Genomic DNA, 14,935 nt, shown 5'->3' with positions numbered 1-14,935 from the left:
GTCATTTGGTTTTGGTGGCGGCAAGTTTGACGGCTTCGCGAATGCGGTGGTAGGTTCCGCAGCGGCAGAGGTTGCCCGACATGGTCGTTTCGATCTCTTCCTCGGTCGGCTTCGGGTTGCGTTTGAGCAGGGCGGCCGCCGTCATGATCTGACCGGCCTGGCAATAGCCGCACTGCGGCACGTCGACCTCGTTCCACGCCTGCTGAACCGGGTGATCGCCGTTTTTGGAAAGGCCTTCGATGGTGGTGACCTTCGAGTTCCCGACGGACGATACCGGCAGCACGCAGGAGCGGGTAGCCTGTCCGTTCAGGTGGACCGTACAGGCCCCGCACTGGGCGATTCCGCAGCCGTATTTGGTTCCTACCAGCCCGAGGTGGTCGCGGAGAACCCAGAGAAGCGGGGTATCCGGCTCGACATCCGCCTGAACCGTTTTTCCGTTGATTTGCAGCTTGTATACAGACATACTGGCGTTAGTTGAGTTTAGGACTAACTTTGGGTACTAATTTACCAAATTTGAAGATATTAGCGTTCCGTAATTCGGAATCCGGGTGATTTTGACCGCTATTTAATAAAAAAACAAACCAAGTGGCCCGGCTGTGCTGTACGTATGCCAAAAACCTTCCCTCTATGCTCCCCCAGGAATATTCGAAAATAGCCGGTCTGTTCCGCAACCCGGCCGTGCGTCGCGACCTCGCCGGCATGGACCCGGACCGGGAGTATCAGCGGATGGTGCAGCTGCTGGTGGGCTATGAATTTCCGTTCGACGTAACCCGTGCCCTCGAACTGGCCCTGTTTCATACCTACGCCAGCCCCCGCACCTCGGCCCTGCTGGCCCGCACCGGCGAGTTCGAACGGCACGGTCAGAAACGCTACGACGACACCAGTATGCTGATCGCCTGGTTCATGCAGTACGGCCTGGATACGGAGGCCGGGCAGCGGGCCATCACCCACATGAACCGCATTCACGGCATGTATCAGATTCATAACGAGGATTTTCTGATGGTGCTGGCGACGTTCGTCTTTTATCCGATCAACTGGATCAACCGGTACGGATGGCGGAAGCTGACGAAGACCGAGGAGAAAGCGCTGTTCCTGTTTTTTCGGGAAGTCGGCCACCATATGCATCTCAGGGACGTGCCGCAAACCATCGAGGGCCTGAAGGCTTTTACGGACGCCTACGAAGCCGAGCATTTCCGCTATGCCGAGAGCAACCGCCGGATTGCCGACGCGACGGTGAAGATCGTGGAAGGCTGGTTTCCCGGACCGCTCCGGCCCGTGGTCCAGCCGACGTTCGCGGCCCTGATCAACGACAAACTGCGGGAAGCCTTCGGGTACCAAAAGCCGTCGGCCCTGTTTCGCGGGCTGATCGAAGGGGCGCTCTGGCTGCGGAAATGGCCGCTGAAGCTGATCACCTTCAAACCCTATCCGACCCTGGTGGAAAATACACTCTACCGTTCGTACCGAAAGGGTCTTCCGGCCATCGAGGACCTGGGCCCGGAAAAGCTGAAACCGGCTTTAAAAAACCGCGCCGAACCGATTCGCCGGGACGGTAGGTGAGTAGGCCGGGCCGCCCGGGTGCTTCTTTAGGGGCTTAATCAACCTCAACCCGTATGCTGTTTTCTCTGAAAAAGCCGTCCCGTCTCCGCCGTCTGTGTGCCGGCTTTTTGCCTATTGCCGCCGGTCTGCTCCTTTCCCTGTCGGCTTTGGCCCAGAGCGATCCCGGAAAGGAGGAATGGGTTCAGTTGTTCAACGGCAAAGACCTCAAGGGCTGGGACATCAAGATTGCCGGCCACGAGGTGAACGATAACTACAAAAATACCTTCCGGGTCGAGAACGGCATGCTGCGCATCGCCTACGACCAGTACAAAACTTTCGATAACAAATACGGCCATATCTACTACGAAAAGCCGTTTTCCTATTACATCCTGCGGTTCGAATACCGGTTTCTGGGGGAACAGGTGCCCGGCGGGGCCAACTGGAACGTCCGCAACAGCGGGGTCATGATTCACTCACAGTCGGCCCGGAGTCTGGGCCGGGATCAGGACTTTCCGATCTCGCTCGAAATCCAGACGCTGGGCGGGCTGGGCAAGGGGGTCCGTCATACGGCCAATCTCTGCACCCCCGGCACCATCGTGGAGATGAACGGCAAGGTAAACCCGGCCCACTGCATCGATTCGCAGTCCAAAACCTACGACGGTGATCAGTGGGTTACGGTCACGGCCGTCGTCCTGGGCGATTCCATCATTCACCACATCATCGAGGGCGACACCGTCCTGACCTACGAAAAACCGAAGGTCGGCGGAGGGTATGTCAGCAGGCAGTACGACTTCGCTTCCGGCAAAGTCGCCAATCCGGAGGAGTGGATGAAAAAGGACAATACCCCGCTTCGGGAAGGCTTTATCGCCCTTCAGTCGGAAAGCCACGCCATCGATTTCCGAAAGGTCGAACTGCTGAACCTGAAAGGCTGCATGGACCGGAAGGCGCTGAATTACAAGGCATATTACAAGGTGAACGACCGGGAAAGCTGCCGGTATCGGTAGGGCCGGGGGTGGTTCAAAGCTTCCGGTACATCACATAAGCACTCACCAGTCCCAGGTTGCGGTGCCGGAAGGCTTCGGGGATTTCCCCGATGATTTCAAAGCCCATTTTCCGCCAGAGCCGCACGGCCCGCTCGTTGGTACTGACCACGATGTTGAACTGCATGGACCGGTAGCCCAGCCGCCGGGCTTCTTCGAGGGAGAATGCGCACATGGCCTGCCCGATGCCCCGACCGCCGGCGTCCGATGCGACCATGTAGCCCGCGTTGGCGACGTGCGACCCCAAACCGGGTTGATTGTCTTTCAGCATAAACGTGCCGACGATTCGGCCGTCGAGGGTGGCGACGTAGGTATGTTTGTCGGGTCCGCACCAGTAGGCCAGCATCTGGTCACGGGGGGTTTGCGGGTCGAAAACGTAGGTGTCGCCCCCGGAGATGACCTCGTGAATAATGGCCCAGAGGGCATCGTGGTCGGAGGAGGTAGCCGGACGAAATTCAGGTTGGGTCTTCATGGCGGGAAACCTAACCAAAAACGGTCGATTCCCAAAAAACAGATGGGTTAAATGCTAACTCTGCCGGGACATCAGGAAGCGGCCGGTTTCCGGAAAAGGGCCGGTGCCGCTAAAAACAGGGGCATCCGGCCCCTTCTCAACTGGACCGAGGCCAGAAGGATCAGCACCGAATTGATTACGTAGAGGACGCCCACCCCGGCCAATAGGTAGAAGGGAAGAAAGGGGTTCATCCCCTGCGGCTGGTAAAAGATCAGGAACAGGGCCGTTCCGACGAAGGCGAAGCAGAGGACGGTCCAGGTCAGCTGAAAATTCAGAATCCGGATGCCCAGCTCCCGCACCTCGGCCACCGAGTCCCGTTTCAGCCACCAGAGCAGGGCCGGAGCGATCAGGTTGCCGAAGGGAATGAGCCAGAAAGACAGCGCCGACAGGTTGAGAATCTGAAGCGTGGCCTGATCTCTCCGAACCTCCGCCCGAACTTCGACCAGTTCCTCGGGCGTGACGCCGAGGGCCTCGGCGAGCAGGCGCAGCGTTTGCCCACGCGGTTCGGTCTGTCCCTGTTCGATCCGTTGCAGCGTCCGGAGATTGATGGAAGCCTTGTCGGCCAGTTCTTCCTGCGAAAGGCCCTGGCGTTTCCGGTAGTTGAGAATTTTGTCAGCTGTTGTGAGCGTGTCCATGTCGGTGTGTTTTGAAGCAAAGGTAGGATTCTCAACCACAACTCATTGCGGTTTTCCGGCGGCATTTCTGCGGCATTTGGGCGGAAGCCGGCAGAAAGGCCGGAAATCCCACAAAAACCGGTGCCGTCAGGCCGGCATTTAGTTAGAACAATTCAACGCTCTCCCCATAGTCCTGAGTTTGTTTAAATAGTCCTGATCCCTGTTCAGGGTTATATTGATTAATTCTGAGACGGATTTATCTGACTCATTTGCGCCTAAAACCGCCTTTTCCGAGGTATCCATAAAGCTTGCCTTTTCTTCGGCCAGCAGGCGTTCACAATACGGCAGGAATTCCTTTAGATGTTTACATACCTCCTGAGGAGAATTGTGGTATCGAAACCTGGAAAAGCAGGTATAGATCAGGCCGAGATTTACACCCTGGGCGGCCTTGAATTCTTTCAGGTATATGATCAGTTTGTTGTGCGGCCCCCGTAAAGAGGCTTCCTGAGCAGAGGAGGAGGTGCAATAATACAAAACCAGAACCTGGGCACCGATCTGGCGGTATAAGTCGCGGTAAGGGTGGTTCTCCAGCTTTTTAAGTGTTAGCGAATAAAGCCGGTCCAGTTCCCTCATCCGATGATCTTCCAGGCGGGCAAAAGCGCCGGTAGGCAGTCCATATTGCCTTAAAAACCGTTTTTGCTCCTCCTCTAAAGCCGCAGATCGTTTCGCATCCCCCTTAATGTATTTAAATCGGTGCTGGAGCAAAATCCCTGTTGCGTCCGTATCAGACTCCATGAGGGCACTCTCCGGCCTTTTCTGGTCGTGAACCTGATTTTCCGACCAAAGCCCAACCAGAAGACTGAGCAGACTAACAAGCAAGCCGAGGTGCATCGTCTGTTTCAATTATGAACAGTTTAAAGTACTCCTTTTACCGAGACTCTGGTTCTGGCCCAGGCTGAACCGTGATGGTAATCCGGTGAGGCTCGTGATGCACCTGCACGGCCTGACCGCATTCAAAACCGGTCTCCCGGAGCCACTGACCGCAAAGCCGTATTTCGGGGAGAACGACATAGCGAAAAGCTGACCTGGGCTGGGATTTTTCGTACACTTTCAACTGCCTTCTTCCGGTTTTTAAGATTTTTTTCTTCATAACTATTTTAAATCAAACCGCTGTAACTTTGATAAAAATACGTAATAGTAAAAATAATTTATTTTAAACTATAATTATTTAGAGTTTTGACTAAAAATCAAGTTTGAAGAAACTTATAATATTTGCATGGAAGCGCAATTAATTAACCTCTTGTGGCAAAGTTGTTTCTCAATCGAATAAAAGCGGTATTGGCTGATAGGAATAAAAGCAATAAAGATTTAGCGCGATACCTCGGGAAGACAGAATCCGCCGTGTCCCGCTGGTGTACGAATGAAGTTCAACCGTCGATCGAGACGCTGTACGAGATTGCTCAATTTCTGGAGGTAGATATTCGGGAGTTGCTGGTTTCGACGAGAAAATAGACTACAGTACCATTAAAAGCAGAACGGCGAAGGATAACCTTCGCCGTTCTGCTTTCTAAGTTATAAAACCTTACCGCTCCTCCGTCACTTCCAGCACCACGCTCGCTCGACGGGCGTCGACCATCGGGTTGAAGCCGACCGTCATGAGGTAGTCGCCGGAAAGGACCACCGGGTTGCGGTTGATCGGGGAGTTGGTGCCGGGGAAGATGTTTAGTTCCTGCACTTTATAGCGTTTGGCGGGGCTCAGGCCCTTCAGCCGGATCGGAGCCTGGCTGCCTTCCCGGTACCGGTTGCCGACGAGGTAGCTGAACCACACCGCCCGGTCCTGCTGCTCGGTCACGTACAGCAGGGAGGCCACGTCGCCGGTCAGGGGAGAGGCCAGCCGGAACAGGTCCCCCTTCCAGATGACGTCCTTCAGCCGGGCGTAGGTTTTCAGCGCTTCCTGGCTGAACGCCAGTTCTTTCTCCTCCAGCTTGCTCACCACGATGTCATACCCCATCTTGCCCATCATGGCGACGTCCGTGCGGAATTTGATCGGCTGTTTGCCCCAGTCGGTGACGTGATTACAGGTGGCGATGGCCGGGAAAAAGTAGCTGTAATTCCACTGAATGAACACCCGCTCCAGCCCGTCGGTATTGTCGGAGGGCCAGAACTCCGTAAAGTATTTCAGCGCCCCGTAGTCGACGCGGCCCCCGCCCCCGGAGCAGAGCATCAGCGGCAGCGTCGGGTATTTGGCCCGGACCCGCTCCAGCACCTTGTAAAGGCCCTGCACATACTCGACATACAGGTGCTGCTGGTTGGGGTTGGTGGCCGAGAAGGCATTGTAAATGACCGCGTTGCAGTCCCACTTGATGTAGCTTAGCGTCGGATTCTTCGTCAGGAGGTTATCCACGACGCCGTACACAAAATCCTGCACCTTCGGGTTGGTGAGGTCCAGCACCAATTGATTGCGGAAGTAATACTCGGGCCGGTTCGGCAGTTTCAGCACCCAGTCGGGGTGTTTCTCGTACAGCTCGCTTTTGGGGCTGACCATCTCCGGCTCCAGCCAGATGCCGAAGCGGATGCCCGCGCTTTCGGCTTCCTTTACCAGATAACCGATGCCGTGCGGTAGCTTCTGTTTGTTTTCCTCCCAGTCGCCCAGTGAGGTATGGTCGTCGTTGCGCGGATATTTGTTCCCGAACCAGCCGTCATCTAACAGGAAAAGGTCCACGCCCAGCTTTTTCCCGTCCTTGAAAAGGGCCGAAAGTTTCTCTTCGTTGAAGTCGAAATAGGTGGCTTCCCAGTTGTTTAACAGCGTTAACCGGTTGCCCTCGCCCTGCGGAATGCGGTGTTTGCGGGCCCAGCGGTGCAGGTTCCGGCTCACGGCGCCCTTGCCCATGTTCGAGTAGGAAAAGATCAGCGCCGGGGTAACCAGCTCCTTCCCGGGCGCCAGCGTATACTCGGAGGCATACGGGTTGATGCCCGCAATGACCCGCAGATTTTTCAGCGGATCGACCTCGAACTGCAACTGAAAGTTTCCCGACCAGGCCAGCGTGCCGGCCACCACTTCGCCGGTTTCTTCTTCCGCCGGCCGGTTCAGCGACAACAGGAAGGAGGGCGGCTGAAACAGGTGCGCCCGGGTGCCCAGCTTCGTGTCCAGCACCTTCAGACCGGCCGTCAGCTCCACTTCCTGCGGATTCATTTCCCGCGCCCAGTCGCCCGAGAAATTGGTCAGGTAATACCGCTGGGCGGGCAGGTACAGGTTGGCCGAGGCATATTTCTGAAGCCGCACCGGCTTTTTCTCGGAATGCCGGATGCTCGACCACTGCTCGATCACGTCCTCCTTCTGGTACGCCTTATAAAACAGGCTCACTTCGAACGGATACTGCGGGTCTTTCAGGAACACCGTAGTCAGCACTACCCCGTCGGCCTCGTTCCGGGTTTCGTGCCGGACATACTTCAGATCAAGTGAGGGGTTACCGTCGGCATGGATGGCCTGGATGGCCGGTTCGAGGAGGTTGCGCCCGCCGGCCGGCGTATAGGCGGAGTTATAAATGGTCGTATAATCTTCTCCGCGTTTGCCGTTTTCCGGAACTCCGGCGTATTCGTCGGTTCGCTGGAGCCGGGGGCCGAGGTGGACGATGGTCGGGTCACCGGCCTGATCGACCCGGATCACCAGCGCGGTCCGCTGGGTTTCGATGACGATGTGCCGGTCGCCGGGCGCTGCTCCGGCAGGAAAAAAAGTCGTGAAAAGCAGGGTTAGGACCCACAGGAGAACTTTCATGGAGATTGCGGTTGCATAGACCCGGCAAAGCTATGAAAAGATGGGCGATTTCTTCCCCTGCTTTGCCCAGGCCCCTGCGTCGGGAGGACAAAGGCGGCCGTCATTCCACCTCCACGATCATCTCCACCTCGACTGCGTAATCCGAGGGCAGGGCGGCCACGCCGACGGCGGAACGGGCGTGTTTGCCCCGGTCGCCGAAAACCGCCACCAACAGGTCGGAGCAGCCGTTGACGACCTTCGGATGGTCGGCGAACTCGGGGGCGGAGTTGACCATGCCGAGTACCTTTACCACTCGCTTCACCTTACCGAGATCTCCGACTTCGGCCTTCAGCGAAGACAGCAGACCGAGGGCGCAGAGTTTGGCGGCTTCGTACCCCTGCTCGACGCTCAGGTCTTTGCCCACCTTGCCCTTGATGCCGGTGCCGTCGGCCCGATTCGATACGTGGCCGGAGAGATAGACCAGGCTGCCGGTCCGGACGGCTTTGACGTAATTGGCTAAGGAAGGGGAGGGGGCGGCCAGGGTAATGCCCATTTCTTTCAGTTTGGCCTCGGGAGCCTGGGCGCGGGCGGTGATGGTCAGGGCAAAAAACAGGGCGGTGGTCAGAACGGAAAGTGTTTTCATAAAAGGCAATTGGGGTTAAAAAAGCAAAGTAAAGGCTTCAGGCCGGTATTTCATCCCTCACCTGCTGATTTATGGAAACGAACTTTTCGGTGTATTCGCGTTTGGGCGGGGGTGTCCCGATGAGGCAGATCACGACGGGACTAATCCGTCAGGTCGGATGCCGCCTTCCGGAAACTGCGGGTCAGGTGGCCGAAGATCGTTCGTTCATCGGTAATGATGTCGGCCTGTCCCCGCAGGCCGATTCTCAGGCGGTTTTCCAGCGCATTTTCATGGGTCACCCGCAGCCGGACGTTGAACAGCCCTTTTTCGTCGGGGGTGAGCGAGACGGCCGAGATGTCGCCGTATACCGGCCCGAATTCATACACCGGGTAGGCGTCTACTTTCAGAACCACCCGCTGGCCCGCCCGGATTTTTCCGATCTGGGACGACGTAACCCGCGCATGGCCGTAGAGGGGAGCCTCCCGGTGCATCAGTTTGAGCAGGGTAGTCCCGGCCGGTACCTGCTTTTCGCCTTCAAACAGGAAGGAAACCGTCCCGGCACGGGCGGCTTTCAGCCGAAGGTGGTGATGACCGGTCAGCTCGAAGGGGCCGTACAGGCTCTCGATGCGGATGCGGGCTGTTCTCAGGGCCGCTTCCAGCCGGTTTTCTTCCCCGAGCAGGTCGCCGGTATTCTTCGTGATCTGTGTTTCGAGGGTATTGATTTCCAGCTTCCCGGACGTGATTTCCCGGGTAAGGGTGCTTCGCTGGTCCAGATACGTCTGGTAAGCCAGATCGAAAGCGCTTTGGGTTTTCAGGGCTGCGGCCTCGAACTGGTGAAGATCGTTGCGGCTGATGACCGACTGGGTAAACAGGTCACGGTTCAGCTTCAGCAGCCGCCCGGCTTCTTCCCGCTCGTACTCCAGCCGTTTGGATTCGGAAGCCCATTTCGTTTCCACCATGACGCGCCGGGATTCCTTCAGGGCAAGCGTTTCCCGGATGCGTCGGATGGTCAGCCGGATGCCGTCCTGCTCGCTGGCCGCCGATGCCGTCCGGAATCGACGGAAACGGTCCAGGTTCGACCGGGCGGCTTCCAGGTCGTGGGCCAGCGCGGCTATGTCCGGGGAGCTGAGTTCCAGCAGGTCGTCCCCGGCTTTTACGGTCTGTCCGTTCCGCACCATCTGCCGTTCGATGTACACCGGTGCCGGAAACCGAAAGACGGCTTCCGCCTGCTCGGACTTGAAGACGAACCCCGTCGGGATGGTGTCCGGCAGCACGATCAGGAACCCGGCCGCAAATCCGGCCGCCACCAGCAGCACCGCCCACCAGCCCAGCCGTTGCAGAGCCTTCAGCCGGAGATCGGGCAGGGGAGCGTCGTCCACATGGTAGAGGTCGGCATACTGAGCCTCCGTCAGGTCTTTTAGTACTGTATTCATTATCAATAATCTATGTAGGTTTTCATAAAGTCGTAATAGAGGTTTCGGCGGCTCATGAGTTCCGGGTGCGAGCCTTGCTCGGTGATGGTGCCGCCGTCGAAGACCAGAATCCGGTCGGCGTTGCGGAGGGTGTGGAGCCGGTGGGCGATGGAAAGGATGGTGGTTTTCGGAAACCGTTTGTAGAGGTTATTCAGAATCCGGCGCTCGGTTTCCACGTCGAGGGCGCTGCCGGCTTCGTCGAGTATGATGACGTCCGGGGCGGGGTCGGTCACGAACAGGCGGGCAAAGCCGATTTTGAGCACCTGCCCGCCCGAGAGGTTGCTGCCCCCGCTGCCCACCATCTGGTTATATCCGAGGGCATGGCTTTTTACGAAATCGTGCAGGTCGGCCAGCCGGGCGGCTTCCACCACCTGCTCGGTCGTGGCCGACAGGTTGGCGCAGCGGATATTTTCCCGGATGGTTTCATTGAAGACATAGGTTTCCTGGGGGAAGAGAAACACCCGTTTCCGAAGCGCCCCCGGATGGAGGTTCCGCAGTTCCTGCGACCCGAAGAGGATGCGGCCTTCATAGTCGGGGTAGAGGTTGACCAGCAGCTTCACGAAGGTCGTTTTGCCGGTGCCGTTCCGTCCGACGATGCCGATACGTTCGCCTTGCCGGATGTCCAGGTTCAGGTCTTTCAGGATGTAGTTTTCATCCCGCGTACCATACCGGAAGGAGACGTTATCGAACCGGATGAGTTCGGTCGAAAACTGACTTGTTTTTGTCTGGAAATCGCGGTTTTCCGGCTCTTCCAGAAACAGCTCGTTGATCTTGTCGAAGCTGACGCTGACCTGCGTTACCATCATCCAGAGGGCGCTAACACTGTTTACCGCGTTCATGACCGTCATGAAAATGGAGGTAAACGCCATGTATTGACCGATACTGAGCGATCCGGTAAATACCTCATAGGCTCCTACCCAGAAAACGGCTACCTGGCTGAAAATGAAGATCAGTTTCTGGAGGGAGTTGATCAGAATCTGCTTCTGTTCGTCCTGCATCACCGAGTTGATCGACTCCCGGTGTACCTGCTTCCAGCGGGTCAGCCGGTATTTTTCGAGCGACAGCAGTTTGACGGTTTTGATGCCCAGCACCGCGTCCAGAAAACCGCCCATCGACGCCTGGTTTTTGTAGTACACCTTCGAGCGCAGGTTTCGCACGATCGGGATGAAGTATACCGTCGTCAGCCCGTAAGCCAGAAAGCAGGAGAGAGCGATGCCGGCCAGGGCGGTATTGAAGAAAAACAGCACCGGAAAGTAGATCAGCATGAAGGCGATGTCCAGAAAGTTCTGGAGGATGACCGGGTTGGTGAACTGCCGGATGCCGACGCCCTCCTGAAACCGGGCCATGAACTCCTCCCGCTTCCGGCGGTCGTAATAGCTTTGTTTCAGGGAAATGAACCGCTCGAAAAAGGCGGACATGAAGTCCATCTCGATCCGGAACCGGGAATGCACCATCAGCATGCTCCGGGTGTAGGTCAGCACGACCTGTACTACGAACACCAGCATCAGCCCGACCAGAATACCCACCAGCAGCCGCCGGTTCTGGTTGACCAGCACGTTATCCAGCATGGTCTGGGTAAACAGCGGCAGCGCCAGCCCAACCAGTTCGAGCAGGAGGGAGAAGAAAAATATTTCACCGATTACCCGCCGGTTCTCCTTCAGAAGAGGCCGGTAGAGCTGCCGGAACACGCTTTTTTTCTCTGCCTTCACCTGCCGGACGGAGGCTACCAGGTCCTCGTTCCGGTAAAAAGCTTCCGTCGGTTTCAGTTCCAGCACGATGCCGCTCCACTTGTTGGTAAATTCCTCCTTCGTATAGCGCGTTTTGCCGAAAGCCGGGTCGGCCACCCGCACGTGCGTGTCGGTGGCCTCGTATACCACCACGAAATGCTGCCCCTCGTAGTGGGCGATGCAGGGCAGCTGAATCCGGCTGAGTTGGTGGTAGTCCAGCTCGTATCCCTCCGCCCTGAAGCCGAAACTTTCGGCCACTTCCATGAGCGTGTACAGGCTCGTGCCTTCGAGGGTGATGCCGGAAAGCCGGGTCAGGAGCGCGCGGGCGTCGGCCAGACCGTAGTGCTGGAGGATCATCGCCAGACAGGTCGGTCCGCAGTCCATCAGCCCGCCCTGCCCGACGTAAGGAAACCGGTCGACCAGACCGTAGGAACTGCGTTTTCCGCCGACTACCGTTTTGAGCAGAGTTTTCATGGGTTGGATAGGGAAATCGAGAAAACGGTTTCTTCGGCCGGGGGCTGCGACAGAACCTGCCGTCCGTACCGGATGCGGTAAGCTTTGTGGAGATGATAGTAGAGCGCATATTCCACCACCCGCTGGCGGGTCCGAAACAGGCGGTTGACGGTCATGTGAATCTGACTCGCCAGCCAGTCCTCCAGCGAAAGCCCGAACCGTCCGGATCGCCGGAGCGACTGGACGGCTTCGGCCGGTCGGCGCAGGTGTTCGGAACGGGCCCGGCTGAGGTCGTACAGGAACTGGTGCTCCTCCCCGGTTTCGTCCAGCAGGTCCTGAATAACCCCTTCGACGGCTTTGAAACGGTGGTCGAGCTGTTTCTTCCGGTCGGCATTGTACCCAAACTCCTTGCCGAAGAACCTGGCCTGCTGTCCCGTCAGTTCGATGCGGTCTTTCAAAGACATATCCATCCGATCGAGGAGGTCGTGGATCAGCTTCAGCCCGAACCGCCAGCGGTATTCTTCCCCTTCCGCTCCCTCGATCCGGGTCAGGAAATGCAGGATGGTCCGGCTGTCGATGTGGAAAAACGACTCGGCGATTTCCATGGCGGTTTCGCCGTAGCGCTCCACCTCGCGGTGATAGGTGTCGGTCTGAACGGAGGTGACCGTCCGCTCGGCCAGGAGCGGGTTCAGGGCCGTATACAGCCGGCTCATCACGGGGCCGGTTTCGGCCGGGTCGGTGAGATGGAAGCGGAACCGGAGGTGGGCATCGGGATCGGCATACCGGATGAAGAAATACCGGGTGATCCGGCCCTCGGCTTCCAGCTGTTCGGTCAGCGGCAGCAGGACGTCCGTCAGCAGCGTGTCGGCGGTTTTGATGCCGGAATACAGCTTGACATACAGCCATTCCGAACCGGGCATAAACTTCCGGGTCACCGTCGGAACGGTTTGGATCTCAGGCCGGGCGCGTTCCGTTCCGGCAGGCTCCTGCCCATTGCGGAAAGCAACCACAAACTGGTTCAGGTGGCGACCGGCCCCGGATTCCACCACGGCGGTTTCGTCCCGGTACAGGAACTCCCGGACGGTGAAGCGGGGCCGGGATTTGATTTCATGAACAAACGTTTCGGCCAGAAGGCGGTTTTCCAGATCGACGTACAGTTCGTTGTCGCCTTCGACCAGACAGAGGTGCCGGGGGATGCGGAACCGACTGCGCCAGCGGTCGATTTCCTCCCGCAGCCCGGACCAGGAACCGGTTTTAAAGGCAGCCACAAGGTCTTTTACCTGCGTATCCCGAAAATTCCAGCGGGCTTCCGACAGCAGGAGGGTGTCCAGTGAAATGCGGGGAATGAAGCTGAATATCTCCACGGCCGGACCCAGCAGGTAGCTGAGCGACGTTCGCTGGTGCTGGGCCTGAAGGTCGCAAAGGAAATGGTAGATATCCAGCGCGTTGGCCTGCGAAAAATGATGGGCGTTCGACAGCCTCGGCACGATGATCCGGTTCAGCGACCGCGACCGCAGCCGGACGGTATTGGCCCGGACGCTCACCATCAGGTCCGTCACCGGAATCTGATGCTCCGGCTCCGCCGAGGCTTTTCCGAGGAATGGAATCTGGTAGGTTTTCAGGCGGGGCCGGATGATGACGTTGCCGGTTCGGGCTTCCGGCAGGTGAACGAGGTCGGCAAAAAGGACGCCAGGGTTTTCTTCGTCTTCGGCCCGGCTGATTTCCTGCAACAGCGCCGGCACCGAGGGGTCGGTATGGCCGAAACGGCCCAGCAGGTAACTGCCGTTCTGCCCTCCAAAGGCGTTCAGAATCAGCTTCTCCCGGCCCCCTTCCCGAAAGACGGAAAACATAGCCGAGTGGGTGGGAGGCAGGTCGACGGGGGCCGGTTCAAGGGTTCGGAGGTCATCTTCCCGGAGGCAGATTTCATATTCCCCGGGAACCTGAGCCTCCGCTATCTTTTGGAACAAAAGCCGGTGTTCGGCCGGGACGGTAAAGGTGTCCGTCAGTTCGGGGGTTCCGGTTTCGAGTCCCTCCACGAGCGGAGACAGATCGCTGCCCGGTTGTCCGGCCGGGTAGCCGATGCCGAGCTCCGGGTCCAGCGCCACCACCAGCGGGATTTCTTCCTGTTCGTACCGATCCAGAAACCGGGCCTTGAAGGCCTCCATTACCGCATTTCCGGCAGGAACCAGCTTCATTAGCGCCGGTATTTTCGAAATGAGCTTGTTGATCAGCCCCTGGCTCAACCCGCCTTCGGTGCCGGGCAGCCAGGTGTCGATCTGAAACAGCACCTTCCGGTCGAAAGGCGTCGTCATCCGACGGAGCTTTTCCTCGATGTTCCGGTAATTACCCGGACATTCCGACGGGTCCGCCGTTTCCAGGGCCTTCAGGTCGGTCCGGATTTCCTTCATCAGATTCAGGAGGCTGCCCAGCTCGTCCGAAGGATGATTTTCCTGAACGGTTTTGAGGGTAGTTAGAATCTGAAGCAGAAAATCGTCGCCGGTCAGGGCCGGTTCCAGTTCGCTCACCAGCAGCTGGGCGTCCAGTAACTGACCCACAAAGGCGTCGGCCTCCTCCCGGGTGATCTCCGCATCCACCAGCGATTCGGCCAGCTGGACAACGGTGGCCCCCGGTTTTGCCTTGTCCAGCACCCCATCGAGGTAGTCGGTCCGGTCGGCCCGCAACAGGTGGTGTTTCCGCAGCCCCGCCGAATCATACCGGTAGGCGATGTACCGATAATGGTCACGGACGGCGTACAGGCTGGAGTTGGGATAAAACCGCAGGAAAGGCCGAATGGCCGGGTGTTTTTCGAGGTCCTGAGCCAACGCGCAGAGGTAATTCATATCGAGCCGGGTCACCTTTCGGACGGTTCCGTCCGTGGTCAACCGGACCTGCGTCGGCCCCGGCGCGATGGGCAGGGTCGAGAAGCCGCTGAAACGCCCGAACGGGGTGCAGCGGGCCGAATACCGGGACAGGTATTTCACCAGCGCATACACTACCCGGCGGCTTTTTTCGTCCGGCTCCCGGCTGAAATCCAGCGCGACGGCCTCGGCGTATAAGGCCGGTGAGGCTATGTACAGGGCTTCCCGAAAGGCCGGGTCGCGGAGCCGGTCGGCGAGCGTGGTCAGGTCCAGAGCCTCCAGCCGGGACCAGGGCGCCAGCGGCACCCGGACAAAGGCGGTTTGAAACGGAGTCGTTGCCATCTTCGG

Annotated in this window: 13 protein-coding genes; 3 read left to right on the top strand and 10 right to left on the bottom strand. The window is 58.1% G+C overall.

Annotated features, from left to right (window positions below; translation table 11 throughout):
* Position 1 precedes the first annotated feature (1 nt).
* A complete protein-coding gene (locus DX909_RS19090) occupies positions 2–463 on the bottom strand; it encodes a (2Fe-2S)-binding protein (protein WP_128546813.1) in 462 nt (153 codons plus the stop codon).
* A 164-nt stretch (positions 464–627) separates the two neighbouring features.
* Between DX909_RS19090 and DX909_RS19085 the strand changes: the two genes are divergently transcribed.
* A complete protein-coding gene (locus DX909_RS19085) occupies positions 628–1,557 on the top strand; it encodes an oxygenase MpaB family protein (protein ID WP_128546812.1) in 930 nt (309 codons plus the stop codon).
* A 53-nt stretch (positions 1,558–1,610) separates the two neighbouring features.
* Positions 1,611–2,540, top strand: a complete 930-nt coding sequence (locus tag DX909_RS19080; RefSeq protein WP_128546811.1) for a 3-keto-disaccharide hydrolase — start codon at positions 1,611–1,613, stop codon at positions 2,538–2,540.
* Between the two features lie 13 nt (positions 2,541–2,553).
* On the opposite strand, the gene DX909_RS19075 is transcribed toward DX909_RS19080, so the two are convergent.
* The 4 genes from DX909_RS19075 to DX909_RS19060 all read right to left on the bottom strand — a co-directional run bounded on the left by DX909_RS19075 (position 2,554) and on the right by DX909_RS19060 (position 4,851).
* Positions 2,554–3,048, bottom strand: coding sequence for a GNAT family N-acetyltransferase (locus DX909_RS19075; protein WP_128546810.1), 495 nt, complete (start codon positions 3,046–3,048; stop codon positions 2,554–2,556).
* 71 nt (positions 3,049–3,119) lie between these two features.
* On the bottom strand, positions 3,120–3,722 hold the full coding sequence (locus DX909_RS19070; protein ID WP_128546809.1) for a helix-turn-helix domain-containing protein: 603 nt from the start codon (positions 3,720–3,722) through the stop codon (positions 3,120–3,122).
* Between the two features lie 138 nt (positions 3,723–3,860).
* A complete protein-coding gene (locus tag DX909_RS19065; RefSeq protein ID WP_128546808.1) occupies positions 3,861–4,604 on the bottom strand; it encodes a hypothetical protein in 744 nt (247 codons plus the stop codon).
* A 25-nt stretch (positions 4,605–4,629) separates the two neighbouring features.
* Positions 4,630–4,851 carry a SymE family type I addiction module toxin gene (locus DX909_RS19060; protein WP_128546807.1) on the bottom strand — a complete coding sequence of 74 codons (222 nt, stop codon included), beginning with the start codon at positions 4,849–4,851 and terminating at the stop codon, positions 4,630–4,632.
* 152 nt (positions 4,852–5,003) lie between these two features.
* Between DX909_RS19060 and DX909_RS19055 the strand changes: the two genes are divergently transcribed.
* A complete protein-coding gene (locus DX909_RS19055) occupies positions 5,004–5,213 on the top strand; it encodes a helix-turn-helix transcriptional regulator (RefSeq protein WP_128546806.1) in 210 nt (69 codons plus the stop codon).
* Positions 5,214–5,283: 70 nt separating this feature from the next.
* Here DX909_RS19055 and DX909_RS19050 read toward each other — a convergent pair whose 3' ends face one another.
* The 5 genes from DX909_RS19050 to DX909_RS19030 form a co-directional block, all read right to left on the bottom strand.
* Positions 5,284–7,476, bottom strand: a complete 2,193-nt coding sequence (locus tag DX909_RS19050; protein WP_128546805.1) for an alpha-galactosidase — start codon at positions 7,474–7,476, stop codon at positions 5,284–5,286.
* 100 nt (positions 7,477–7,576) lie between these two features.
* On the bottom strand, positions 7,577–8,098 hold the full coding sequence (locus tag DX909_RS19045) for a RidA family protein (RefSeq protein WP_128546804.1): 522 nt from the start codon (positions 8,096–8,098) through the stop codon (positions 7,577–7,579).
* A 140-nt stretch (positions 8,099–8,238) separates the two neighbouring features.
* A complete protein-coding gene (locus tag DX909_RS19040) occupies positions 8,239–9,510 on the bottom strand; it encodes an HlyD family secretion protein (protein ID WP_128546803.1) in 1,272 nt (423 codons plus the stop codon).
* 2 nt (positions 9,511–9,512) lie between these two features.
* Entirely contained in the window at positions 9,513–11,750 is a 2,238-nt protein-coding gene (locus tag DX909_RS19035; RefSeq protein ID WP_128546802.1) for a peptidase domain-containing ABC transporter, read from the bottom strand.
* Positions 11,747–14,929, bottom strand: coding sequence for a lantibiotic dehydratase (locus DX909_RS19030; protein WP_128546801.1), 3,183 nt, complete (start codon positions 14,927–14,929; stop codon positions 11,747–11,749). Before DX909_RS19030 ends, DX909_RS19035 begins: the two co-directional genes overlap by 4 nt.
* Between the last annotated feature and the right edge of the window lie 6 nt (positions 14,930–14,935).

Source organism: Larkinella soli (assembly GCF_003703975.1).
Lineage (GTDB): Bacteria > Bacteroidota > Bacteroidia > Cytophagales > Spirosomataceae > Larkinella > Larkinella soli.
Note: the sequence above shows the minus strand (reverse complement) of the source record. Positions and strands in the feature narration are given on the sequence as shown.

What these genes read in the sequence shown, in the direction of transcription:
- DX909_RS19090 (WP_128546813.1), bottom strand. Translation starts at nt 463, where the DNA reads ATGTCTGTATACAAGCTGCAAATCAACGGAAAAACGGTTCAGGCGGAT.
- DX909_RS19085 (WP_128546812.1), top strand. Translation starts at nt 628, where the DNA reads ATGCTCCCCCAGGAATATTCGAAAATAGCCGGTCTGTTCCGCAACCCG.
- DX909_RS19080 (WP_128546811.1), top strand. Translation starts at nt 1,611, where the DNA reads ATGCTGTTTTCTCTGAAAAAGCCGTCCCGTCTCCGCCGTCTGTGTGCC.
- DX909_RS19075 (WP_128546810.1), bottom strand. Translation starts at nt 3,048, where the DNA reads ATGAAGACCCAACCTGAATTTCGTCCGGCTACCTCCTCCGACCACGAT.
- DX909_RS19070 (WP_128546809.1), bottom strand. Translation starts at nt 3,722, where the DNA reads ATGGACACGCTCACAACAGCTGACAAAATTCTCAACTACCGGAAACGC.
- DX909_RS19060 (WP_128546807.1), bottom strand. Translation starts at nt 4,851, where the DNA reads ATGAAGAAAAAAATCTTAAAAACCGGAAGAAGGCAGTTGAAAGTGTAC.
- DX909_RS19050 (WP_128546805.1), bottom strand. Translation starts at nt 7,476, where the DNA reads ATGAAAGTTCTCCTGTGGGTCCTAACCCTGCTTTTCACGACTTTTTTT.
- DX909_RS19045 (WP_128546804.1), bottom strand. Translation starts at nt 8,098, where the DNA reads ATGAAAACACTTTCCGTTCTGACCACCGCCCTGTTTTTTGCCCTGACC.
- DX909_RS19040 (WP_128546803.1), bottom strand. Translation starts at nt 9,510, where the DNA reads ATGAATACAGTACTAAAAGACCTGACGGAGGCTCAGTATGCCGACCTC.
- DX909_RS19035 (WP_128546802.1), bottom strand. Translation starts at nt 11,750, where the DNA reads ATGAAAACTCTGCTCAAAACGGTAGTCGGCGGAAAACGCAGTTCCTAC.
- DX909_RS19030 (WP_128546801.1), bottom strand. Translation starts at nt 14,929, where the DNA reads ATGGCAACGACTCCGTTTCAAACCGCCTTTGTCCGGGTGCCGCTGGCG.